General features: G+C 32.7%; 20 protein-coding genes. 6 read left to right on the top strand and 14 right to left on the bottom strand.

Features of this window, described 5'->3' with window-relative positions; genetic code table 11:
• Positions 1-89 precede the first annotated feature (89 nt).
• The 4 genes from gcvP to ACXAG4_RS08780 all read left to right on the top strand — a co-directional run bounded on the left by gcvP (position 90) and on the right by ACXAG4_RS08780 (position 5,519).
• Positions 90-2,939, top strand: a complete 2,850-nt coding sequence (gene gcvP / locus ACXAG4_RS08765; RefSeq protein WP_475295698.1) for an aminomethyl-transferring glycine dehydrogenase — start codon at positions 90-92, stop codon at positions 2,937-2,939.
• Positions 2,940-3,032: 93 nt separating this feature from the next.
• The gene (locus ACXAG4_RS08770) at positions 3,033-4,091 is read left to right on the top strand and encodes a 3-oxoacyl-ACP synthase III family protein (RefSeq protein ID WP_475295699.1); all 1,059 of its coding nucleotides are present in this window, start codon (positions 3,033-3,035) and stop codon (positions 4,089-4,091) included.
• A 2-nt stretch (positions 4,092-4,093) separates the two neighbouring features.
• Entirely contained in the window at positions 4,094-4,621 is a 528-nt protein-coding gene (locus ACXAG4_RS08775; RefSeq protein WP_475295700.1) for a class I SAM-dependent methyltransferase, read from the top strand.
• A gap of 49 nt (positions 4,622-4,670) precedes the next feature.
• A complete protein-coding gene (locus ACXAG4_RS08780) occupies positions 4,671-5,519 on the top strand; it encodes a glycosyltransferase family 2 protein (RefSeq protein ID WP_475295701.1) in 849 nt (282 codons plus the stop codon).
• A 60-nt stretch (positions 5,520-5,579) separates the two neighbouring features.
• Here the strand turns inward: ACXAG4_RS08780 and ACXAG4_RS08785 are convergent, their stop codons facing one another.
• Positions 5,580-6,386 (bottom strand): DNA/RNA non-specific endonuclease, encoded by an 807-nt coding sequence (locus tag ACXAG4_RS08785; protein WP_475295702.1) that lies wholly within the window; start codon positions 6,384-6,386, stop codon positions 5,580-5,582.
• A 1-nt stretch (position 6,387) separates the two neighbouring features.
• Positions 6,388-8,010 carry an alkaline phosphatase PafA gene (pafA, locus tag ACXAG4_RS08790; protein ID WP_475295703.1) on the bottom strand — a complete coding sequence of 541 codons (1,623 nt, stop codon included), beginning with the start codon at positions 8,008-8,010 and terminating at the stop codon, positions 6,388-6,390.
• Positions 8,011-8,123: 113 nt separating this feature from the next.
• Here pafA and ACXAG4_RS08795 point away from each other — a divergent pair, with 113 nt between their 5' ends.
• The gene (locus ACXAG4_RS08795; RefSeq protein WP_475295704.1) at positions 8,124-8,861 is read left to right on the top strand and encodes an MlaE family ABC transporter permease; all 738 of its coding nucleotides are present in this window, start codon (positions 8,124-8,126) and stop codon (positions 8,859-8,861) included.
• The gene (locus ACXAG4_RS08800) at positions 8,861-9,628 is read left to right on the top strand and encodes an ABC transporter ATP-binding protein (protein WP_475295705.1); all 768 of its coding nucleotides are present in this window, start codon (positions 8,861-8,863) and stop codon (positions 9,626-9,628) included. Before ACXAG4_RS08795 ends, ACXAG4_RS08800 begins: the two co-directional genes overlap by 1 nt.
• 12 nt (positions 9,629-9,640) lie before the next feature.
• On the opposite strand, the gene ACXAG4_RS08805 is transcribed toward ACXAG4_RS08800, so the two are convergent.
• The 12 genes from ACXAG4_RS08805 to ACXAG4_RS08860 all read right to left on the bottom strand — a co-directional run bounded on the left by ACXAG4_RS08805 (position 9,641) and on the right by ACXAG4_RS08860 (position 24,501).
• Entirely contained in the window at positions 9,641-12,052 is a 2,412-nt protein-coding gene (locus ACXAG4_RS08805; protein ID WP_475295706.1) for a glycoside hydrolase family 88 protein, read from the bottom strand.
• 102 nt (positions 12,053-12,154) lie between these two features.
• A complete protein-coding gene (locus tag ACXAG4_RS08810; protein WP_475295707.1) occupies positions 12,155-13,621 on the bottom strand; it encodes a DUF389 domain-containing protein in 1,467 nt (488 codons plus the stop codon).
• Between the two features lie 6 nt (positions 13,622-13,627).
• Positions 13,628-14,707 carry a mannose-1-phosphate guanylyltransferase gene (locus ACXAG4_RS08815; RefSeq protein WP_475295708.1) on the bottom strand — a complete coding sequence of 360 codons (1,080 nt, stop codon included), beginning with the start codon at positions 14,705-14,707 and terminating at the stop codon, positions 13,628-13,630.
• Entirely contained in the window at positions 14,700-15,308 is a 609-nt protein-coding gene (locus ACXAG4_RS08820; RefSeq protein WP_475295709.1) for a SprT-like domain-containing protein, read from the bottom strand. Before ACXAG4_RS08820 ends, ACXAG4_RS08815 begins: the two co-directional genes overlap by 8 nt.
• Positions 15,309-15,412: 104 nt before the next feature.
• On the bottom strand, positions 15,413-16,390 hold the full coding sequence (locus ACXAG4_RS08825) for a polyprenyl synthetase family protein (protein WP_475295710.1): 978 nt from the start codon (positions 16,388-16,390) through the stop codon (positions 15,413-15,415).
• Positions 16,391-16,503: 113 nt separating this feature from the next.
• A complete protein-coding gene (gene rlmN, locus ACXAG4_RS08830; RefSeq protein ID WP_475295711.1) occupies positions 16,504-17,547 on the bottom strand; it encodes a dual-specificity RNA methyltransferase RlmN in 1,044 nt (347 codons plus the stop codon).
• A 246-nt stretch (positions 17,548-17,793) separates the two neighbouring features.
• The gene (gene queA / locus ACXAG4_RS08835; protein ID WP_475295712.1) at positions 17,794-18,843 is read right to left on the bottom strand and encodes a tRNA preQ1(34) S-adenosylmethionine ribosyltransferase-isomerase QueA; all 1,050 of its coding nucleotides are present in this window, start codon (positions 18,841-18,843) and stop codon (positions 17,794-17,796) included.
• A gap of 140 nt (positions 18,844-18,983) precedes the next feature.
• Complete coding sequence (locus ACXAG4_RS08840; protein WP_475295713.1) at positions 18,984-20,210, bottom strand: 3-phosphoshikimate 1-carboxyvinyltransferase; 1,227 nt, start codon at positions 20,208-20,210, stop codon at positions 18,984-18,986.
• A 116-nt stretch (positions 20,211-20,326) separates the two neighbouring features.
• Complete coding sequence (locus ACXAG4_RS08845) at positions 20,327-20,653, bottom strand: nucleotide pyrophosphohydrolase (protein ID WP_147135178.1); 327 nt, start codon at positions 20,651-20,653, stop codon at positions 20,327-20,329.
• Positions 20,653-21,453: a hypothetical protein gene (locus tag ACXAG4_RS08850; protein ID WP_475295714.1), complete on the bottom strand. Its 801-nt coding sequence runs from the start codon at positions 21,451-21,453 to the stop codon at positions 20,653-20,655. The genes ACXAG4_RS08845 and ACXAG4_RS08850 overlap by 1 nt, the downstream gene beginning before the upstream one ends.
• Positions 21,450-22,592: a transglutaminase family protein gene (locus ACXAG4_RS08855; protein WP_475295715.1), complete on the bottom strand. Its 1,143-nt coding sequence runs from the start codon at positions 22,590-22,592 to the stop codon at positions 21,450-21,452. The genes ACXAG4_RS08850 and ACXAG4_RS08855 overlap by 4 nt, the downstream gene beginning before the upstream one ends.
• Positions 22,582-24,501: a DUF3857 domain-containing protein gene (locus ACXAG4_RS08860; protein WP_475295716.1), complete on the bottom strand. Its 1,920-nt coding sequence runs from the start codon at positions 24,499-24,501 to the stop codon at positions 22,582-22,584. The genes ACXAG4_RS08855 and ACXAG4_RS08860 overlap by 11 nt, the downstream gene beginning before the upstream one ends.
• Positions 24,502-24,561: the final 60 nt, after the last annotated feature.

A 24,561-nucleotide genomic window follows, 5' to 3' on the forward strand; every position in this document is an offset into this window, starting at 1 on the left:
ATTCAAATAGTTAAAAACTTTCCGTTTTCTGCAACAAAACCCTTTAAATTTTACTTATTTTTGCGAATTATTTAACAATTTGAAATTAAATGAACACAAACGCTTTTGCTTTACGTCATATTGGTCCAAATGAAACAGACCAACAAGAAATGCTTAACGCCCTTGGCTTAGAGTCTTTAGATCAGTTAATTTACGAAACGCTTCCAGACGATATTCGTTTAAAAAAACCTCTAAATTTAGACGAGCCAATGACCGAGCATGAGTATTTACTTCATATTCATGATGTTTCAAAAAAGAATAAAGCTTACAAAACATACATTGGTTTAGGTTACCACCCAACCGTTATGCCTGCTGTAATTCAGCGTAACATTTTAGAAAATCCGGGTTGGTACACCGCCTATACGCCCTATCAAGCAGAAATTGCCCAAGGCCGTTTAGAGGCACTTTTAAATTTTCAAACCATGGTTATTGAGCTTACAGGTATGGAAATTGCCAATGCCTCATTATTAGATGAAAGTACTGCAGCTGCCGAAGCTATGAGCCTACTTTTTGCCGTTAGAGAACGTGACCAAAAAAAAGCAGGTATCAACAAATTTTTTGTTTCTGAAAATATTTTACCTCAAACACTTTCATTGTTAGAAACAAGGGCAAACCCCATTGGTATAGAGTTAGTTGTAGGTAATGAAGATACTTTTGATTTTTCTTCTGAATTTTTTGGTGCTATTTTACAATATTCGGGAAGAGACGGCCAAATAACCAACATTAAATCGTTTATTGAAAAAGCAAAAAGCACACAAATTAAAGTAGCTATAGCTGCCGATATTTTAAGCTTAGTAAAACTAGAAGCGCCCGGTCATTTTGGTGCCGATGTTGTTGTAGGCACCACACAACGTTTTGGTATTCCCATGGGTTATGGTGGTCCACATGCAGCTTATTTTGCAACAAAAGAGGCGTTTAAACGTGATATTCCTGGACGTATCATTGGTGTAACTAAAGACGCCAATGGAAACAGAGCGCTAAGAATGGCTTTACAAACTCGCGAACAGCATATTAAAAGAGACAGAGCTACATCAAACATTTGTACCGCACAAGTTTTACTAGCTGTAATGGCCGGTATGTATGCCGTTTTTCACGGGCCAAAAGGCTTAAAATTTATAGCCAACAAAGTGCATAATAAAGCATCTAAATTAGCCGAAGTTTTAGAAACACTTGGTTACAATCAGGTAAATTCATCGTTTTTTGATACACTTCAAATAAAAACAAAAGCTATCAAAATAAAAAAGATTGCTACAAAGAAAAAAGTAAACCTTTGTTACCCAGATAAAAATACGGTTACCATTTCTATAAATGAAACCACATCAATTCGGGATATAAACTATTTAATTAGTGTTTTTGCCGAGGCTGCAAACAAAAAACCTATTATAATTTCTGAAGTAATACAAGCTAATAACATTGAAACTTCGGTTAAAAGAACAACGCCATTTTTAGAATTAGAAGTGTTTAACAAACACCATTCTGAAACACAATTGATGCGTTACATAAAAACATTAGAGCGTAAAGATTTATCATTAAACCACTCTATGATTTCATTAGGTTCTTGTACAATGAAATTAAATGCTGCAGCCGAAATGCTACCATTAAGTTGGTTTAAATGGGGCAATATACACCCTTTTGCTCCTAAAAAACAGGCGCGCGGTTACAGAAAAGTGTTAAAAGCGCTAGAAAATCAGCTTACTGAAATTACAGGTTTTGCAGCCACATCATTACAGCCAAACTCAGGTGCTCAAGGTGAATTTGCAGGTTTAATGGTAATAAAAGCATACCATGAATCTCGTAATGATCATCATAGAAATATTTGCTTAATTCCATCATCTGCACACGGAACAAATCCTGCAAGTGCCGTTATGGCAGGCATGAAAGTTGTAGTAACAAAAGCTACTGAAGAAGGTAATATTGATGTTGAAGATTTAAGAGAAAAAGCCATTAAGCATAAAGATAATTTGGCTGCTTTAATGGTTACATATCCTTCTACACATGGTGTGTTTGAATCTGCTATTAAAGAAATAACGCAAATAATTCATGATAATGGCGGACAGGTTTATATGGACGGTGCCAACATGAATGCCCAAGTAGGACTTACAAATCCGGGTAGTATAGGTGCCGATGTTTGTCACCTTAACCTTCATAAAACATTTGCAATACCACATGGTGGCGGTGGCCCAGGTGTTGGCCCTATTTGTGTTGCCAAACAGTTAGTGCCGTTTTTACCGGGTAACCCTTTATTTAAAACCGGTGGAGAAAAGGCTATTTCAGCTATTTCGGCTGCGCCTTTTGGTTCTGCTTTAGCTTGCTTAATATCATACGGTTACATAAAAATGTTAGGTACTGAAGGTTTAACACAATCTACCAAAGTAGCTATTTTAAATGCCAACTACATTAAACACAGGTTAGATGGCAATTTTAACACATTATATTCTGGAGAACGCGGTAGAGCCGCTCATGAAATGATTGTAGATTGTAGACCTTTTAAAGCTAATGGTATTGAAGTTACAGATATTGCAAAACGCTTAATGGATTACGGTTTTCATGCACCAACAGTATCATTCCCTGTAGCGGGCACATTAATGATTGAACCTACAGAAAGTGAAAGTAAAGCCGAAATTGACAGATTTTGTGATGCCATGATTTCTATTAAAAACGAAATTGACAATACCTCAAAAGATGATGCTAACAACGTATTGAAAAATGCACCACATACTTTAGATGCAATTACCGCCAATGAGTGGTATTACCCTTACTCTAGAGAAACGGCTGCATTTCCGTTAGATTATCTTAGAGATAATAAATTTTGGCCAACTGTAAGACGTGTTGATGATGCCTACGGAGATAGGAATTTAATATGCTCTTGCGCCCCTATCGAAGACTATATTGAGGCTTAATTTTGCCTGTTGAACATCGTAATAAAAAAGTAATTAAAATTGCTTTTTTGTTTTTACAAGGTAAATTAGCTTTTTAGTAAACTAAATAGCATTATGAATATTAAAATAACCGGTACAGGCAGCTATATACCTGACACTATTGAAAAAAATGAACGTTTTCATAACCATGAATTTTTAAATACTGATGGCTCTGTTATTAATGCCCCTAATGAGGTTATTGTTGAAAAATTTAAAGCTATCACAGGCATTTCTGAACGTAGGTATGCAAAAAAACATCACACCTCATCAGATTTAGGTTTTTTTGCTGCTGAAAAAGCCATAAAAGATGCCAACATAGACCCTGAAACTATAGATTATATTATTGTAGCACATAACTTTGGCGATGTAAAGCACAACACCATTCAAGCTGATATAATTCCATCTTTAGCAACCAGAATTAAACACAGTTTACGTATTAAAAACCCAAAATGCATAGCTTATGACATCCTTTTTGGTTGCCCGGGTTGGGTTGAAGGTGTTATACAAGCACAAGCATTTATTAAAGCTGGTATGGCTAAACGATGCTTGGTAATTGGTACAGAAACCTTATCTAGAGTTGTTGATAAACACGATAGAGATGCCATGATTTTTTCAGATGGTGCTGGCGCTACAATTGTTGAAACTACAAATGAAGAAGGTGGTATTTTAGCTCATGAATCAGCAAGTTTCACTTATGATGAAGCCTATTATTTATACTTTGGAAATTCAAACAATCCAGAATTAGATAAAGATACCCGCTACATAAAAATGGAGGGACGCAAAATTTATGAATTTGCACTTTTAAACGTGCCAAAAGCTATGAAAACGTGCTTAGATAATAGCGGTGTTGATATTTCTGAAGTTAAAAAAATATTCATTCACCAAGCCAATGAAAAAATGGATGAAGCTATTTTAAAACGTTTTTACAGACTTTACAGAACCGATATTCCTGAAAACGTTATGCCTATGAGCATTCAAAAATTAGGAAACAGTTCGGTAGCAACCGTTCCAACTTTATTTGATTTGGTAAAAAACAACCAACTAGAAAACCATAACATCAACAAAGGCGATGTGGTTATTTTTGCAAGCGTAGGTGCTGGTATGCATATTAATGCCATTATTTACAAATACTAACAATGTACGAAAAAAGCTTCCCAAATAAACGCTTTAAACACACGTTAACGTTTTTACAAAAACACATAAAAAGCAGCGAAACTATTTTAGATTTAGGTGTTGAAAATCCGTTTTCTGGAATAATGAAAGACAAAGGTTTTTCGGTTACAAATACTAACGGCGAAGATTTAGACGAAGATACAAGGACCCTTATTAACACAAAAACAGACGTAGTTACGGCCTTTGAAATTTTTGAACACTTACTATCACCATACACCGTTTTAAAAAATATAAAAGCAGAAAAACTAGTAGCTAGCGTACCTCTAAAATTATGGTTTTCTTCTGCTTACCGAAGTAAAACAGACATTTGGGATAGACACTACCATGAGTTTGAAGATTGGCAATTTGATTGGTTACTTGAAAAAACTGGCTGGAAAATTATTGATAGCCAAAAATGGACCAATCCAACAAAAAAAATTGGTATTCGCCCCTTGTTACGCTGGTTTACACCTAGATATTACATTGTGTACGCTGAAAGAATACACAAATAAGCTACTTAAAAAACTTGCTGTTTGATTTTTTTATATTGAAATTTATCAAATGAAATTTTATGTTGTAATACCAGCACATAACGAAGAAAGCTCAATTGGTTTAACCTTAAATTCACTTGTAAACCAAACACTTCAACCCAAGCAAGTTGTTGTTGTAAATGATAATTCTACCGATAAAACTGAAAGTATTGTTGAGGCTTTTGCCAACAAACATCCTTTTATAAAACTTGTCAATTCAAAATCTACCAATCAGCATTTACCTGGAGCAAAAATTATAAACGCTTTTTACAAAGGCTTTAATGTTTTAGATGATGATTATGATGCTATTTGTAAGTTTGATGCAGATTTAATTTTTCCAAATAATTATCTTGAAACTATAGCTAATCATTTTCATGAAAACCCCAAATTAGGCATGGCAGCAGGCTTTTGTTTTATTGAAAAAAATAACGATTGGGTTTTAGAAAACCTTACTAGAAAAGACCACATTCGTGGCGCCCTTAAAACCTATAAAAAAGACTGTTTTTTAGATATAGGAAAACTTAAACCATCAATGGGTTGGGATACTGTTGATGAACTTTTAGCTAAATACTACAATTGGGATATTTTAACTGATGATTCTTTACATGTAAAACACTTAAAACCAACTGGTATTAGCTACAATAAAGCATCAAAATACATGCAAGGTGAAGCTATGTACAAAATGCGCTATGGCTTTACAATAACTTGTATTTCTGCATTAAAACTAGCTTACAAAAAGAAAAGTTTCAAATTATTTAAAGATTATATGAGTGGTTTTTTTAAAGCTGCCAAAGAAAAACCAGAACAACTTGTAACGAAACAACAAGGTAAATTTATTAGAAATTTGCGCTGGAAAGGTATGCTTAGTAAATTATTTTAAGCCCTTTGCTTTTGACATGCTGAAACAAGTTTATGAAGACAAATAATACCGCTAAGTAAACTAAAAACTCCACCCTTTGTAACTTTTAGAGGCTTCTAATTTGTTTTCAATAGTATCGTCTAATTCAGGAAAAAAATTAATGCCTGTTAAATTTTCAATAGTATCAACTGGCACAACAAATTCATATAAAGGTTTGTTAGAATCTTTATGCGGCAATAAAAACGCTATCATTTTAGGGTTACCCGAATTAGCATCAATAAGCACCTTATAAAACTGGTTTGGTACAGACACGTTTTCAGTACCAATAGTTTTCATATTTCCTTTTAAAACACCACCTGTCACCACATAAACACCGTTGTATTTACGTGCCCAATAGCGAACTTTTTGCTCTAGCCTGTTCCAAATTCCAGAATTAAAATCGTGGTTTTGCGGAGTTATATTACTTGTTAAAAAGGTTTCATCATGGGCTTCTTTACTAAAACGCCTATCGGCTGCAGGACATAAATGTCCGCGATCATAACCTGAATTTTTATAATTACGCCAATGAGCTGCATCGGTTTTTACAGCTTGGTCAATTTCAAAATAAGGTCTTTTAAAATTTGTATTTGAAAGGTGTGATTTTTTCAATTCATACGCCACCCATTCGGCCTGTTCATGTGTTTCATTATAAGACAAAGAATAATTATTGTGATGAATTATTTGCCCTGTAGTTGATGCTGGTAAAAAATAAGTATTAGTTTCTTTTTTTACTTCGGCTCCTTTATTAACCGTTTTAGTTTTTTCTTCGTCATTTAAAAGGTTTTCATAAGTAAAAACCGCTAAAAGGATAAGTACCGCTAGTATTGAAAAAAATGTTTTTTTACGCATATTATTTTAAAACAAACTGTAATGGTTGTCCTGTTGCACCGTTAGGAAAACTTATACCTAAAAGTGCCGAAACTGTAGGAGCAATATCTGGAATTACTGTTTTTTGTAAAGTTTCGCCATGTTTTATACCATTGCCAAAAAATAATAAAGGCACATGTGTATCATAATTAAAACCACTGCCGTGTGATGTACCAGTTGCTCTGTAATTAATATACCCTGGATAAGGAATTATTAAAACATCTCCAGATTGTTTTTGGTTATAGCCGTTTTGTAAGGTGTTTTCAATGCCTTTATTAAAAGATGTGGTACTCATGGTTGTTGCCGAAAATACTTTATAAACGTTTTTATATGTAATAAGTTCATTAACTAAGGCTTCCTGAACTTCAGATAATTTTAAACCTAAATTTACTATTTTTTCTCTATTTAAGAAAACCTGATGATTACTAACATTTTTAATTAAACTATCAGCTTTAAAAATACGCAGCATAAACGCATTAAGTTTTGCTTTGGTTTCAGTGTAAGTAAGATAACCCGCAGGAATTTTTACAGATTTTAAATAATTTGGCACATCAACCACTCCATGATCGGCAGTTAAAAACACGGTGTAATTACCCGTTCCTACTTCTTCATCTAAAACTTTAAAAAGGCGCTCTAAATCTTTATCTAAACGCAAATATGTGTCTTCAACTTCTTTTGAATTTACCCCAAACCTATGCCCAACATAATCTGTACTTGAAAAACTCACTGTAAGCACATCTGTATCATTATCTTTTCCTAAGGCTTCATTTTTAATAGCTTCAATAGCAAAATCTGCTACTATACTATTGCCGTATGGTGAGTCTTTAAGTATATCATACCCGCCATTTATTAAAAACATTGACTTTAAATCATACGGAAAAGTAGCTTCTTTTTTACCGTTAAATTTACCTTCAAAAGCATTTAAATCTGTACCACTTTCAGTATAAGTGTCAATGTCATATAAAGTATTCCATTCTTTTAAATATGATTTTACTATACCCGATTTATTAAATTTTTGCACCCATTTTGGTAATGTTTCCATGTAATATGTACTGCTAACAAAATTACCTTCTTTTTTGCCTCTAAACCAATATGCTGCATTAGCGGTGTGTCCTGCTGGTAAAATAGCTCCTCTGTCTTTAATTGATATGCCTATACTTTTTCCTCGCATTTGAGTAAACAATCTATTTTCATCAGCAAAGGTGGTGGTTTTCATTCTATGCGGAGACATGCGTTCTTTTAAGGACGTTGTTCCAACAGGCATAACGCTATCATCTTGTGCGCAATATACCATAGCATCAATATATTTATCATACCAATCGTTAGCTATAATACCATGATGTTTTGGTGTTGTTCCTGTATAAATTGAGGCGTGCCCTGGCCCTGTGTAAGTAGGCATGTAATTATAGTGATGGTTTTTACAATTAAAGCCTTCATTAATCATACGCTTAAAACCGCCATTGCCATATTTACTTTCAAAACGTGTTAAATAATCATAGCGCATTTGGTCTACAACAATGCCTACTACTAATTTTGTTTTATTGTTTTGAGCCTGCATAAACAAGCTAACAAATACAAGAATTATGATTACAATGCTTCTTTTCATTTTTAATTTAAATATTTTAAGGCATCAAAAATAGTGCTTTTAAAATAGCATTATTTAAAATTAAAGTTAAATACCACTAAGTTTTTTTTACTTTAGCAGTAACAAAATTTTCTATGAAATATCTTCATAACATTGGTTTATATTTTTTAATGATTGCAGAAATGTTTAAAAAGCCTACTAAATGGCCTGTTATGCGCTCATTAATACTTAAAGACATAGACGATTTGATAATAAACTCTCTGGGTATTATTGCTTTCATTTCGTTTTTTGTTGGAGGTGTTGTAACCATACAAACAGCTTTAAATATAGACAACCCTTTAATACCAAAATATTTGGTTGGTTTTGCCACAAGGCAATCGGTTATTTTAGAGTTTGCACCAACATTTACCTCTATAATTATGGCTGGTAAAGTAGGTTCTTTTATAACTTCCAGCATTGGCACTATGCGTGTTACAGAACAAATTGATGCCCTTGAAGTTATGGGTATAAACTCATTAAACTACTTAGTTTTTCCAAAAACAATTGCATTATTACTTTACCCTTTTGCCATTGCCATTGGTATGTTTTTAGGTATTTTAGGCGGTATGGCTGCCTGTGTTTTTGGTGGATATTCTACCTTAACAGATTATATAACCGGTATACAAACAGATTTTGAAACATTTCATGTAACCTATGCTTTTATAAAAACCTTTATGTTTGCATTTATTTTAGCAACAGTTCCTTCTTTTTACGGTTATTACATGAAAGGTGGCGCTTTAGAAGTTGGTAAAGCAAGTACCACGGCCTTTGTATGGACATCGGTAGTAATTATTCTTTTAAATTATATAATAACCGGAATGCTTTTAGGATAATGATAGAGGTAAAAAATTTACATAAATCGTTTGGTAACACCAAAATTTTAAAGGGTATTAACACCACTTTTGAAAAAGGAAAAACCAATCTTATAATTGGGCAAAGTGGCTCTGGTAAAACGGTATTTTTAAAGTGTTTATTAGGTTTATTTACTTATGAAGAAGGAAGCATTGCTTATGATGGTAAGATTTTTTCTAGTTTAACCGAAGACCAAAAACGCGATTTACGTGCCGAAATTGGTATGGTATTTCAAGGAAGTGCACTTTTTGATTCTATGACCATTGTTGAAAACGTCATGTTTCCGCTACAAATGTTTACCAAAATGAGCAAAAGCGAAATGGAAGACAGAGCAAATATTGTTTTAAAACGTGTTAACTTACCAGACGCCCATTATAAAATGCCAAGTGAAGCCTCTGGTGGAATGCAAAAGCGTGTTGCCATTGCACGTGCCATAGTTAACAACCCTAAGTATTTATTTTGTGATGAACCAAACTCTGGATTAGACCCAAAAACAGCCATTGTAATTGACAATTTAATACAAGAAATAACCGATGAGTACCAAATTGTAACAGTAATTAACTCACACGATATGAACTCGGTTATGGAAATTGGTGAAAAAATAGTGTTTTTAAGAAATGGATTAAAGGCCTGGGAAGGCTCCAATAAAACCATTTTTAAAACCGATAATGAATCTGTTACAGACTTTGTGTATTCTTCAAATTTATTTAAAAAAGTGCGTCAAATGTACTTAGAAGAAAACGCGTAAATTAATTTATGTTTACTCTGGCTTTTCTAAAATTATACCTTGAACATTGGAGTTGTAATTTTCATAATCATACCACGGCCCATTAAGCCATAACAACACTTTATACCCTTGATTAGCAACTACTATGGGGCGAATATTTCTGTAATTAGAATTTGATGTTACTGCTTTCCATGAAATGGTATTAATATCATCGTTTACACCAATATTTGCTTCATAAATTTCGTGAACACCACCTAAATCTTTTCCTGTTGTAGGGTTTACATCAGATGAAATATATACTTTTGAAGGGTTTTCTGGGTCAAAAGCCATTAATCCGGTATAGCTACTTTCAACTTTATATAAATATTTACCGGCATAAGCTATTTCTCTATCATGCCATTTCTCACCGTCCCATGAAGCAATTCTATATCTATGGTCATCATCTTTTAAATATAAGGAATACCCTATATGTGGGTTATTTTTAGCATCGGTAGCCATGGCACATGTCCATGCACTATTGGGCACACTTTCTGTTACTATAGATTTCTTAAAGGTGTCACTTCCTTGATATAATTTTTCACCTTCAGAAGTTCTTAAAGGACCTTCTTTTAAATCTTTAATTTTAGAGCCATCAGCTTTATAAAATGCGCCGTTAGAATATTCAGCATAAAACAAATTATTACCATATTGCCTTGGGTGACCATCTGTATAAGAAATACCGATAGTATTTTCATCAACCTGAAAATATCGCGCATATGGCCGTTGGTATCCTTTAATATCATTAGCTATAAAATGTGTGTATTCCCCCCATGTTTCTCCATGATTTTTAGAGGTTACAAACGAAGGATTAAACGTTTCTCCACTTCTAAAGAAATTATATAGCTTATCTTCATTCTTCAAGTAGTATAAGTTCATGTAAGTAACACCATTTTTATGGTTATACTCATGCTGTATAGTACTTGTTTCTTCCCATTTTAAATAATTTGGAGCTGATGCTGTACTGTAATAATGCACCTTTTCATTACCGTGTTTGGCCCATACTGCAAGAACGCTGTTATCTGGTTTAATATATAATGCAGGTACGTTGTGGTCATCTCTTTGTAATTTTTCATGTAATACCAAGGTACTATCATTTTTTTCAGATTTTAAATCATACACACCTAATCTAACATCACCACTCTGCCCGCTTAAACCACCAATAAGCAATTTTCCGTTACTTATAACGGCTCTAGGATCTTGGTACCAGCACCAACCTCCATCTTCCATAAAGGTTTGGTATTGCGTATCTCTGGCTAAAGGGTGAAATTTATTAAGGTACTTATATAATTCTGAACCAGCCGCTAAAAAAGCGCCTATACCGTAAACCTCTGTATAATCTTTAAAACTTTCTCCTGGTGCAGCTCCAATAGGTTGCACATAACCAAGCATGCCTTCTTCATTTACACATTTAGCTAAAGCATTCCACGCCTTGAACAAAACGGGTTCATAAGTTGCTTTATCTAGTAAACCGTTGTTTATACCCCAAGCGATTCCGAATGCAAAGAATGATGTTCCGCTAGTTTCAACATTTTCATAAACATCTAAACCACCTAGCATTCCTGCAGACCATGTACCATCTTCACGTTGGGTTTTAACTAATGTTTTGGCTATTTTTTTAAAAATATCTACATAGAACGCTTTTCCTTCCCAGTCTTTTGGAAAATCAGGAATCATTAATGCTAAACCGCCAAAAACCCATCCGTTACCGCGCGACCAAAATATTTTGTTGCCATTCTTTTCTCTTTTATCAAAATAAGATTTATCTCTAAAAAACAATTGCTCTTCGTCATCCCAAAGTTCATCATACGTTTTATGGTATTGCTTATCCATGTATTGAAGATATGTGCTATCTTTAGTTACTTTAGCCAATCTTGCCCAAACTGGTGGTGCCATAAAAAGAGCGTCACACCAATTCCAATGATAATTATTAGCTTTTTCACTTTTTAATATAGAATCAAATTGCTTTTTTATTGGTGCTATTTTTGCAGTATTCCTAAATCTTAAATGTTGGTGAAGGTTAAGATACATTTGCCCAACGGCATGATCATCGGCATGATACAAACGCTTGTAAAGTTGCCAATTATTTCTTTCTCCTAATTCTGCCAACCAGTTTATGTAATTTGGATAATTAGACACTTTGGTAAGCTCAAACATACCAGAATAAAGCGCAGCATTTGTCCAATCTAATTCATGATGTTTGTTTCTATTATGCCATTTCTTTCTATTTTCTGGTGAAGGAAGAGCTCTGTACTTGCCCATTTCTTCAAAAGTTTCTATTTGCCAATTGGCTACTTTTTCGGTAAGTTTTAAAACTTCTTTTTGATTGGGCGTGTTTATAATTTCATGTTTCTTTTCGCAATTAAAACATAAAAAAAATGCCAATAAGTAAAATAGAAATTGTTTCATTGAGTAGTTTAGTTATAGTTGAAATAAAAATACAATCGATTGTATTTTTCAAAAATAAACATATAATTTATATCTAAAAAATATTTTTACCGTAGTATAGTTTTAATTACCCCTTTTAACCACCAAAGAATCTAAGTTTAATTTTTGTTTAAACCATTTTTCAAGCTTTGCTCTTTCGGCTTTTCGGGTAGCATCATTAGTAAGTGAATCAATCCATTTAACTTCAAAAACTGATATGGTATCAATTTTTTTAAAGTTAGATTTAATAACATTTGAAAATGAAATGCTCTCTATTTTTTCGTAGTTAATTTGTACTTCTTTAGTTAAATCATTAAAAGGAATACTATTTTTTTCAAATCTAGAAAGTTGTTTAACGCGCTCTTCAAGAAAGTTAATTTTTTCGTTTTGTGTAAGTAAATCTAAAGAATCTCTTGTGCGCAATTCTTCCATATACTCTAAATTATTAATATGCCTGTTTTTAACTTGATTTATATAGAGTTTTGTGTTACTAAGCGCGCTGTAATTAGATAATCTTTGTACTAAAATATCCTTTGTGCCATCTGGAATTTCATCTGTTCCAAAAGGAATTAATTCAATTATAGATTCTCCTTCAGGATCATAAGTAAACGAAGCATTTTTTTGAATATAATTGGCGTTTGGCAGTGTTTTAAGTTCTGTATTTATATACTTATCTGCATCAATATTAAACATGCTTTCTTTATAAACACTCCAAAAGGTGAACGATGCCGGAATCATTACAATTATGGCAATTAATGAGGCTAATTGTGCTATCCGCTTACGTTTTTTAGAGTTAGCATACTTAAGCATTGGAAAACGTAAAATTTTAAGTACTAAAAAGGTTGCAAGGGCAATAAAAATGGTATTTATTGTGAATAAATACATGGCTTGCCCAAAATACTCCCAATTAGCTTTTGCCAAACCGTAACCTGCTGTACACAAAGGTGGCATTAAAGCCGTTGCAATAGCAACACCAAAAATTACTGATGCAATTGTGCCTTTTTTGGTACGAGCAATTATTAATGCCGAACCACCAAAAAACGCAATTAAAACATCACGAATATCTGGTTTTACACGTCCTAAAAGTTCTGAAGTATCTTCACTTAAAGGAAAAAATCTAAAAAACAAAAACGCCGTTAGTAAACTTAAAACTATCATAATAGCTAAGTTTATTAACGAGCGTTTTAAAGTATCAATATCATTAATAGCAATAGAAAGCCCAACACCTAAAATTGGTCCCATAAGAGGCGAAATTAACATGGCACCAATTACCACTGCTGTTGAGTTGGCATTTAAACCAATAGAAGCCACAAAAATAGAACAGATTAAAATCCATGCTGTTGCTCCTTTAAAGGGTATATCTCCTTTTATGGCTGCAATGGTAGCATCTCTATCGGTATCATCTCTAAAATCCAATAGTTCACTAAAAAAGGTTTTTATACTTTTAAATAAACCTTGAGCATCTTTTTTTACAGCTTGTTTAGATTGCTCTACATTTTTTTGTGATTTCACCTCATCTTCAGTGAAATTGAATTTACTTTCTTCGCTCATAAAATTTTATCCGTATTGTTCTCCAAATGTGTCTTTTACCTTTTTAAGTACCTTTTTAATATCCTGTTCTTTTGCTTTTGGATAAATAAGTAACACATCTTCTTTATCTACAACAATATAATCATTTAAACCATCTACAACTACAATTTTATTGTTTTTGGTTCTAATCATATTTCCTTTAGCGTCTTCGGTTAAAGTTCGGGCATTTACAACGGCATTACCATTGTTGTTGGCGCCTAATTTATCGTATAAACTGCCCCAAGTTCCTAAATCATTCCAATCAAATTCTGCGGCAATAACAAACACATTTTTAGATTTTTCCATGATGGCATAATCTACCGAAATGTTTTCTGCTAACGGATAATTTTCTTTAATAAAAGCCGCTTCATCGTTTGTATTATAAACCGGTATTCCTGCTTCAAAATGTTTATATAATTCAGGTTGATTTGTTTCAAAAGCCTTTACAACACTTTTTGCACTCCACATAAAAATACCAGCATTCCACAAGAAATTTCCTTGAGAAATAAACGATTTTGCAGTTTCATAATCTGGTTTTTCTCTAAATTGATTTACAGATTTTATGTCTTCGGAAGCATTTTTATCAAATTCAATATAACCATAGCCTGTATTTGGAAATGTTGGTTGTATACCAAGCGTCATTAACGCATCATTATTGGTGCAATAATCAAATGCAGTTTGTACATTTTTGGCAAATGTAGCTTCATCTTCAATCCAATGGTCACTTGGTGCAACTATCATTACCGCATCAGGATTTTCTTTTTGAATTTTTAGTGATGCATATAAAATACATGGCGCAGTATTACGCATTGCGGGTTCTAAAACTACTTGGCGTTGTTTAACTTCGGGCAATTGCTGTAAAACCAAATCGTTATAACGCTCATTGGTTAAAATAAAAATGTTTTCTTTAGGGATTAAGCGCGATAACCTTTGAAATGTTTTTTGAATTAAGGTATCACCTGTACCTAACATATCGTGAAACTGCTTAGGGAATTCTTGTGTGCTTACCGGCCAAAACCTTGAGCCTACACCACCTGCCATTAATATGGCATAATAATTTTTATTCATGGTTGTTTTGTATGAGTTCAACTTCTGTATTTGGGTTAAAAAGATACAACTTTCCTGTATTAATTTCTATACATTCATAACGTTTTGTACGTTTTTTCACTTTTTTAAAAATACGGCCATTGTATATTTTAAAAATACTATTTAAAGGTAACTCAAATACATACACTTTATCATTGGGCTCGTTAAACTGTTTTAAAGCTAAGGCCAATTGGGTATCTGTATCGCTAGACGCTTTTGGATTTTTAAAATGATTAGCCAATAATGGCAATAAATTATTTGGAAATACTTGGGGGTTTAAAAATGGCAACATTAAATGCTTAAAAGTGTATTTCCATTCTTTACCGTGAGGTTTTATACGTGTTCCGTAGGCTTTATAGGCTTCAAAATGAGCTATTTCGTGTATTAGTGTAATTAAAAACCGATATTCGTTTAAGTTAGAATTTACGGTTATTTGATGTTTTCCATTAGGTAAAGACCTATAGTCTCCGTGGCGTGTTTTACGTTCATTTTTAATTTTTACCACTAAATTATCATGAGCTAGCAATTGTTGTACTTGTGCCCATGCTGCTTGTGGAATAAAATTTTGTATAGAGGTTTGCATTGGAGTAAATTTAAAAGAAATATTACATGCAAAAAATAATTGGTTTTATGAATATTCTGGTTTTTGAAATATTAAAGAAGAAAATAAAAAGGCTTCTATTTATTTTACTTCTTCCTATCTATTACATAATTAACCATTAGTTTTAAAGAGGTTTTAAACTCTGAATCTGGATACTCATTTAACATAGATAAGGCCTCTTCTTGAAACGCTTTCATTTTATTGATGGCATACTCTAACCCGCCGTTATTTTTAACAAAATCAATTACTTGTTTAACACGTTTTGTGTCTTTATTATGATTTTTTATAGAGTTAATTAACCAACGTTTATCTTTTTTTTCAGCATTATTAAGGGCATAAATTAAAGGTAAAGTCATTTTTTGCTCTTTAATATCAATGCCTGTTGGTTTACCTATGGCGGTATCACCATAATCAAATAAATCATCTTTAATTTGAAAAGCCATACCTATAAGCTCACCAAACTTGCGCATTTTTTCAACATGCAGAGAATCTGGTTTTACTGAGGCCGCCCCCAAGCTACAACAAGCAGCAATTAAAGTGGCTGTTTTTTGCCTAATAATTTCATAATACACCTCTTCAGTAATATCTAATTTTCTAGCTTTTTCTATTTGAAGTAACTCACCTTCACTCATTTCGCGTACAGCCACCGAAATTATTTTAAGCAAATCAAAATCGTTATTATCAATAGAAAGCAATAACCCTTTTGACAGTAGAAAATCGCCTATTAAAACAGCTATTTTATTTTTCCAAAGTGCATTTACTGAGAAGAATCCGCGTCTTTGGTTACTATCATCAACAACATCATCATGCACCAAAGTTGCTGTGTGAATAAGCTCTATAACCGATGCACCACGATAGGTACGCTCTCTAACATCTCCACCAGATACCATTTTAGCCACCAAAAACACAAACATTGGGCGCATTTGTTTACCTTTTCGGTTAACAATATAATGTGTAATTCTGTTTAACAACGCCACTTTACTAGACATTGAAAGCTGAAACTTTTGTTCAAAAAGTTCCATTTCAAAAGCTATAGGTTGTTTAATTTGCTCTACTATTTTCAATGTGTGGTTTTTGAGAGTTTACAAAGATAGCACTTCAATTGTACTTATAATTATTTTTAATAGCATTTTATAAATGTGCTTTTCATATTTATTTTTACTTAATAAATAAAAAACTATTTGCTTTTATTTGCTAATTGCCCGCAAGCAGCATCAATATCTTTACCACGGCTACGGCGTACAGTTACCGTTATATTATTAGCCTCTAATACATTTTGGTACATATTTAATGCTTCTGGATTTGCTTGTTGAAATGCGCCATCATCTATAGGGTTGTATTCTATTAAATTTACTTTACTTGGTGCAAACTTACAGAAGTTAACTAGTGCATCAACATCTTTTTGTTTATCATTAATACCGCGCCAAACCACATACTCATAGGTTATGCGGTTTTTTGTTTTTGCGTACCAATATTCTAAAGCCTCTCTTAAATCTTTTAAAGGAAAATTTTCATTAAATGGCATTATTGAAGAGCGCACCTCATCTATTGCAGAGTGTAGTGATACGGCTAGTTTAAATTTAACATCGTCATCGGCCATTTTTTTTATCATTTTTGGCACGCCCGATGTAGATACTACAATACGCTTTGGAGACATGGCCAACCCTTCGGGTGATGTTATTTTATCTATGGCTTTTAATACGTTATTGTAGTTCATTAGTGGCTCGCCCATACCCATAAACACAATATTACTTAATGGCCTATTGTGGTATAACCTGCTTTCTTTGTCTATGGCTACTACTTGATCATAAATTTCATCGGGGTTTAAATTACGCATGCGTTTTAGGCGTGCGGTGGCGCAAAATTTACAGTCTAAACTACAGCCTACTTGACTTGATACGCAGGCGGTTGTTCTGGTTTTTGTGGGTATTAAAACAGATTCAACCACCAAACCATCGTGCAGGCGTATGGCATTTTTTATGGTACCATCATTGCTGCGCTGCATGGTATCTACCTCTACATGGTTTATTACAAAGTTACTTTCTAGCATTTGGCGTGTTTGTAGTGATATGTTTGTCATATCATCAAAAGTATGAGCGGCTTTTTGCCACAACCACTCATATACTTGATTGCCACGAAATGCTTTATCACCTTGTTTTACAAAAAAATCTCTTAATTGTTCTTTGGTTAGCGCGCGTATGTCTGTTTTTTTTTCTGCCATAAGTTTTGCAAAAATAGTGAAAGGAATGTGTAAATGCGAGTTTTGGTTTTAGAATTACGTTGGGTTTGCATTAGGGATTGAGGCATTTGTTGAAGCTCTTTTTGTGTTGTTGCGCCTATGCAACACAAAAAAGCGACTGCCGAAAGCCCGACCTTTATACTGAACTCTTTTCAGGATAAAGGTAATGCCCAAATAAAAAGCCCCGATAAAACGAGGCTTTTAATATATTTTTTTTAGTATGCTAGACTAAATGATTAACATAGCATCACCGTAACTGTAGAATTTGTATTTTTCTTTTACGGCTTCTTCATAGGCTTTCATTACAAAATCATGACCTGCAAAGGCAGACACCATCATTAATAGTGTTGATTTTGGTGTGTGAAAATTGGTAATCATTGAATCTGCAATACTAAAATCATAGGGTGGAAAAATGAATTTATTTGTCCAACCGTCCATTTCGTTTAATAAACCGTTTGAAGATACTGAGCTTTCAATGGTTCTCATGGCTGTTGTACCAACTGCACATACACGTTTTTTGTTTTTAATGGCTGTATTAACTGTATCTGCAGCTATTTTATCAATGATAATTTCTTCGCTATCCATTTTGTGTTTAGATAAATCTTCAACTTCAACTGGGTTAAAGGTTCCTAAACCTACGTGTAGTGTTACTTCGGCAAAGTTTACACCTTTTATTTCTAAACGTTTTAATAGGTGTTTTGAAAAATGTAAACCTGCTGTTGGTGCTGCTACGGCACCTTCGTTTTTGGCGTAAATGGTTTGGTAACGGTCTTCATCTTCTGGTTCTACCTCTCGTTTTATGTACTTTGGTAGTGGTGTTTCTCCTAATTCTTGTAGTTTTCTGCGGAACTCTGAGTATGACCCGTCATATAAAAAACGTAGTGTTCTACCGCGTGATGTTGTGTTATCTATAACTTCGGCTACTAAGGTATCATCATCACCAAAATATAGTTTATTACCTATTCTAATTTTACGTGCTGGATCTACTAAAACATCCCAAAGGCGTTGTTCTTCGTTTAATTCTCTTAATAAGAATACTTCAATTCTTGCGCCGGTTTTTTCTTTATTTCCGTATAGTCTTGCAGGAAATACTTTAGTATTGTTTAGTATTAGTACATCATCTTCATCAAAATAATCTATAATATCTTTAAACAGTTTGTGTTCTATGGTTTGTTCTTTTCTGTTTAAAACCATTAAACGTGCTTCATCTCTGTTTTCTGATGGGTACTCTGCTAAAAGTTCATTTGGCAAGTCAAAACCGAAGTTAGATAATTTCATTTACTCTTATTTTAGTTATTTTACTTTAGTTTCTTAAAAAAAAGAAACTAGCACAAAGCAACGTATTACTTTATGTTATTATTTTTCACAAAGTTGCAAATATACAATCTGCGAATAGGGGTTGTCAAGTATTTAGGTAATTATTTAGTATCTATTTTAAAACCAATAGTTTTTAGATCTTCCCAAAAGGTTGGATAACTTTTTGAAACCACCATGGCATCTTCAATTATAACGGGCGCTTTTAATGCCACAGGTGCAAATGCCATTGCCATTCTATGATCATTATATGTAGCAATTGATACCATTTCATTTATTGCTGTAGCTGCTTTTAAATGCAATGATTTGTTGGTTATTTCAACATTGCCTCCTAGTTTTTCAATCTCTGTTTTCAAAGCAACTAACCTATCGGTTTCTTTAATTTTTAGGGTATGAAGCCCTGTTAAATTACATGAAACACCTAAAACAAAACAGGTTACTGCAATGGTTTGTGCAATATCTGGAGCATTTTTTAAATCTAAATCTAATGGCGCTACATTTAATCTTACTTTTTTAAGTGTTATTGTATTTTCACCAAAGGTAGTTTCTACTCCAAAATGTTTATAAATTTTCACTAATGCAGAGTCTCCTTGTAATGATGTTTCTTTATATGCTGAAAGTGTAATTTCTGTACCAATTGCGCTTATTGCAACTATACTGAAGTAGTATGATGCCGAAGACCAATCTGACTCTACCGTTAAGGTTGCTTCCTTTTGATTGTTTGCTGAAGGTTTAACCGTTATAACGTTTTCATTAAATGAGGTTTCAACACCTATTTGATCTAACAGGCTCAATGTCATTTTAATGTAAGGTACTGATGTTATTTCGCCTTGCAAAGTAAGCTCTAAACCATTTTCTAATTTTGAAGCTATTAGTAATAATGCAGAAATATATTGGCTGCTAACATTTGCTGCTAATGATACTTTGCTTTTGGTTATTTTTTTTCCGGTTATTTTTAATGGCGGAAACCCTTCATTTTCAACATAGGTTATATCTGCACCTAAAGTTTTTAAAGCTTCAACTAATACTTTTATTGGGCGTTCTTTCATACGTTTAGAGCCCGTAAGTGTTACTTCTCTGCCTTCTTGAATTGAAAAATAAGCTGTTAAAAAACGCATAGCAGTACCTGCATGGTGAATATCTACTATGTTTGATGATGTAGTTAATGCGTTTGTCATTAAATTACTATCATCAGAATTTGAAACATTTTCTAAATTAAAAACCGGATATAAAGCTTTTAATAATAGTAACCTGTTTGATTCACTTTTAGACCCTGTTATTTTTACTGAAGATTTTTGAAGTACTTCAGATTTTTGAAGCGTAATTTGCATGCTAATTATGGTTTGTTATAAACAAGCGTCAAATTTACTTTTTAATACAGATTAATACTATGAATTTACGTGTTTTTTTAGAAGTTTTTATGTTGAAATGTGTATTTATTGAGGCTTTATTTTAATTTTTGGTTGTTGTGATGCCTATCATGGTCTCGTTTGGCTTTTTTATCCATACGTTTATCAAAAGCAGCCTGCAAATCTGTATCTGTTTGGTTTGCTAAGCATAGTAACACGAATAACACATCGGCTAATTCTTCACCTAAATCTTTATTTTTATCGCTTTCTTTTTCGCTTTGTTCACCATAGCGGCGTGCTATAATACGGGCAACTTCACCTACTTCTTCGGTTAATTGCGCCATATTTGTTAGTTCATTAAAATAGCGTACACCGTGTTCTTTAATCCAATTATCTACTTCTTTTTGAGCGTTTTTTATGTTCATTATGCTTTAGTTAAAACTATTTGTTCGGCTTCTTTTTCTATAATTTGATTGAAAAATTGTTTTAAAAATAAATATTTATCGGCATTTATAACCGATTTTTTCATTTTAAACTCTACCATTAACTTTAGCTTATTACCAAGTAGGGTTGGCATATATTTAAATTCGCCTAAATTATTAGGCATTCTAAACATCACTGGGCTTGATTGGGTTTCGGCTTTATAACCCTCGGGTATTTCAATTGTGATGATACTTCTTTCTAAAAAAGCATACCCAAAATCAACTGGAAATAAGCGTTCATTTGGTTTAAAAGGGTTTTCATCTATTTTTAAAATTGAAAATGGTTGTATGTATATTTTACCGTTAATTACCTCGGCTCCATTTTCTTGATAGTAATTGAATGACTCTTTCACTTCTCCACTAAAGGTTTTGGCGTTTTCAACTTTATAGTCTGATATTTCAATGTTATTATATAAAGACTCTCGGCTGGTAATAAAATCTTCTAAAACTTCATCTTTAAAAGCATCTCTAAACTCATAGGCTTTATGCTTTAAATATTTGGCTTGAAAATTGCCCTCAATTACTCCTTCTTCATCTAATTTTGCATTTATAGCATATTGCCCAATTGCCATTTCGGGTTCTTTTAAGTTTATTTTTTGCCAAACCTTATTATGGTTATCAATTAAAATACCAGACCAATTATAATCTTTTACAGGCATAACATTAATGTCGCTAAATTCTTCTGTGGCATCTAAAAAATACTCTTTGTTATTAATTTTGGCGTAAGCAATTACAGTATTCAACCTATCAACGGTTGGAAATATGGTTTTACATTATCTTTTGTACTTATTACAACCGGATTTGCATGTATACCAGCGGTTCTTAACATAGCCACTAATGTTAGATTGATATCTGCAGAATTTCCTTTTTTCTCTTTTAACGCCTTTCTTATACCGTTGTAAAAATATTTTCCATCCATTCCATTCCAAGCAATATTATCTTTAACATGCTTGAATATTAATGTCATTTTATCAACTTGATTGTTTGCACCATCTATGAGGCTTTCTAAATCATCATCAAAAGATTTTGTTTTATCTAATCCGTTTCTATAATCCTCAGTGCTCCCTATAGTTTTGGCTACATCGCCCCATGATTGAGCGTAATATTTACTAAAAGTTCCTGGTAATGTTATTGAAACAAGCTCAAACATTACACCTGCTCTGTAATTGTTTATATTATCTACGTATCTTTCTTCTTTTAAAGCGGGTACGTTTTCTAATTCATAGGTATTTATAACCATACCCATATTTAAATTCAAATCATGATCTGTGCTTCTTTTAGGGTATGCTTGTAAGTAACCTTTTGATGTTGTTTTAAAATCTATACCATCAATAGTTTTTAATTTTAAAATTTCTTTTTTTACAGGTATACTGTATTGTAGTACAAAATCATCAATACTCCAAATAAATGGCGAAGCTACCCTGTACCTAAATTCTATTACCGAACCTTCTTTAACTTTAGGCATAGTAAACTTAACCTGATCATTGTTAGTATTTACCTCTTCTCTAAATATTTGGTCTTTTTTAAGCTCAGTTTTTTCTATTTTACCATTGTTTAAGTTGTATGTGTAAGCTTTTAATTTACTTAAAAACTCATTAGCTCCGCTTGTTTTAAAAAGATTTATTTCTTCGGTAGCATTTTCAAACCCATCTTTGTTATAAATTTTAATGCGTTTATGAATTTCGGTATATAATTCTAATCCACTGTTAGCAAGCGTAAAGTATGAACTCCTGTAGTTATAAAGTATTGCCGCATTAGCTGAAGAGTCTATTGGGCAGGCTTTTTCTAAAAGTTCGTTTTTTGACACTTTACCAAACTTAAAATCTTGTGCATTTAAATACAGCCCAAGCATTAGTAATATAATGGTTAGTTTATTTTTCATTTATTTTTGTTTTACGAATTACCAAACTTAAATTATCAAACTTTGCTACACTTTTACGAAAACTTCTGTATAAGCTATAGTCTTCTTTCGTGTAGTTTCCAGCTTTTATTAATAGTTTTCGTTTGTATAAAATTTTTGTTCCATCTACTTCAAATGATATTGAATACTCACCAAACTTATTAGTTATAAATTCATTTTTAGGCACACCGTCTAAGGTATAACCAGCTGGAATTTCTATGATAAATTCATCTTCATCAAAATAGCCACGTTGTATTTTTAATGGTAATTTTCTATTTCTGTATCTATTGGGTATATATAAATTCCTGTTGAAGCTGTTGGGTTTAAAAATTAAACCATCGCCTAGTTTTGCTGCATAATTTTGAGCATTTACTTTCACTATTTCTGTAAACTCAACTGCCTTTTTGTTATTTGTAAATGTGTAATTGTTTATATTTAAATTATTAATATAATCCCATAATTCTTTATAAAATTCATTAATATTTTTATCAGATTCGCTTTCTATGAAAAAACGCCTATCATATTTAATACCATGAGATTTGATGGAAATATTGGCTTGAATATTTCCAGTTTCAGTTAAATAAACATGAGCATTTGTTGCTTTGTGGTTTACTTTATTTTTGTATGATGTGGTTTTAATTATTTGGCTTGCATTAGGTTTTATAACTAAAACATTTCTATCATCAGTAAAATCTCCAATAAAACCAAACGGATGTTTTTGGCTTGTACAATCTATCCATATATTTTCATTGGCATTTGGTATGCAAAGTATAATATGATTACCTTGTTCTAAAGAATAGAAATTTTCATGAAAATCTACTTTTTCATTACCAGCCTCAACCATTGTGTAATATGATTTTACACCCGCTATAGCTAATAAAGATTGGGTATAGTTGGTTAAACCTTTACAGTCTCCGTATTTTAGCCTATCAACGTCCATTGCTGGAATTGGCTGTACGCCGCCAATACCAACTTGAACACTTATGTATCTTGTATTGTCTTGAACATATTTATAAACTATCTCTGCTTTTTTTAAAGGATCGGTATAGTCTTTTGTAAGGCTAATTATTTTATTTTTTGTGGCTTCAGATACTTCTCTTCTATCTTTTAAAAGCCTGTTCTCAATCCAATCTCCAAATTCTAACCAATTACTTGCTTTACCATTAACACCGTAGAAATGAAAATTTTCTAATGTAAACATAGCTTTTGGTGTAAACCATGATAAACTTGGACCTATACTTTCTGGTTTAACAGCTGTAGCATTAGTTAATTCAAAAATAGATTTATTACCTAACTCATTGGTTTTTACATTGAATTCTTCAAAATTAACTGGCTGTTTTTTTAAACCCAAACTAGCATTATCTGCAACGGTATACACATCTTTTTCAACACTTAAATAGTAACCATCAATTGGCCGCCAACTAGGAATAGCCGCTGTATTTGGTGTTTCTATTTCACATAAAAAGGCTACTGTTAAAGGGTAGCTTACGGGCATGTAAGACATGAATAAAACTCTAGAGTCTGAATACAACGTACCACCATCAACAGCACTATGATCTATAAAATCTTTCTTTTTTATTTTTTTAATTTCGTTACCATTCGCGTCAAAAATTAAAGCTTCTAATTTTTTAATTTTACGGTATTTATCATAACCAACATATGCACCAACATGCTTAAAACCTGCTTCATTTAAAACCGTAATTATGCGTTTTGATGTTATTACCATATCTTGCTGAGACTCTATTGAAACTTTGGTTTCATTAAGTCTAACAACAGCATTAGCATTAGTTAATAAGCTTTCTGGAATGGTTTTACTTGTGTATAAATTTTCTTGCGCTAAAAAAGTGAAGTGAATAAATAGCATTAATGCTAGCACAAAATTTTGTTTCATTTAGTTAGGGTTGTTTGTTTAGTAAGATTTTAAGCAAAACGCCCTCAAAAAAAAATAAAC

The organism is Seonamhaeicola sp. ABD4_175 (assembly GCF_056160885.1).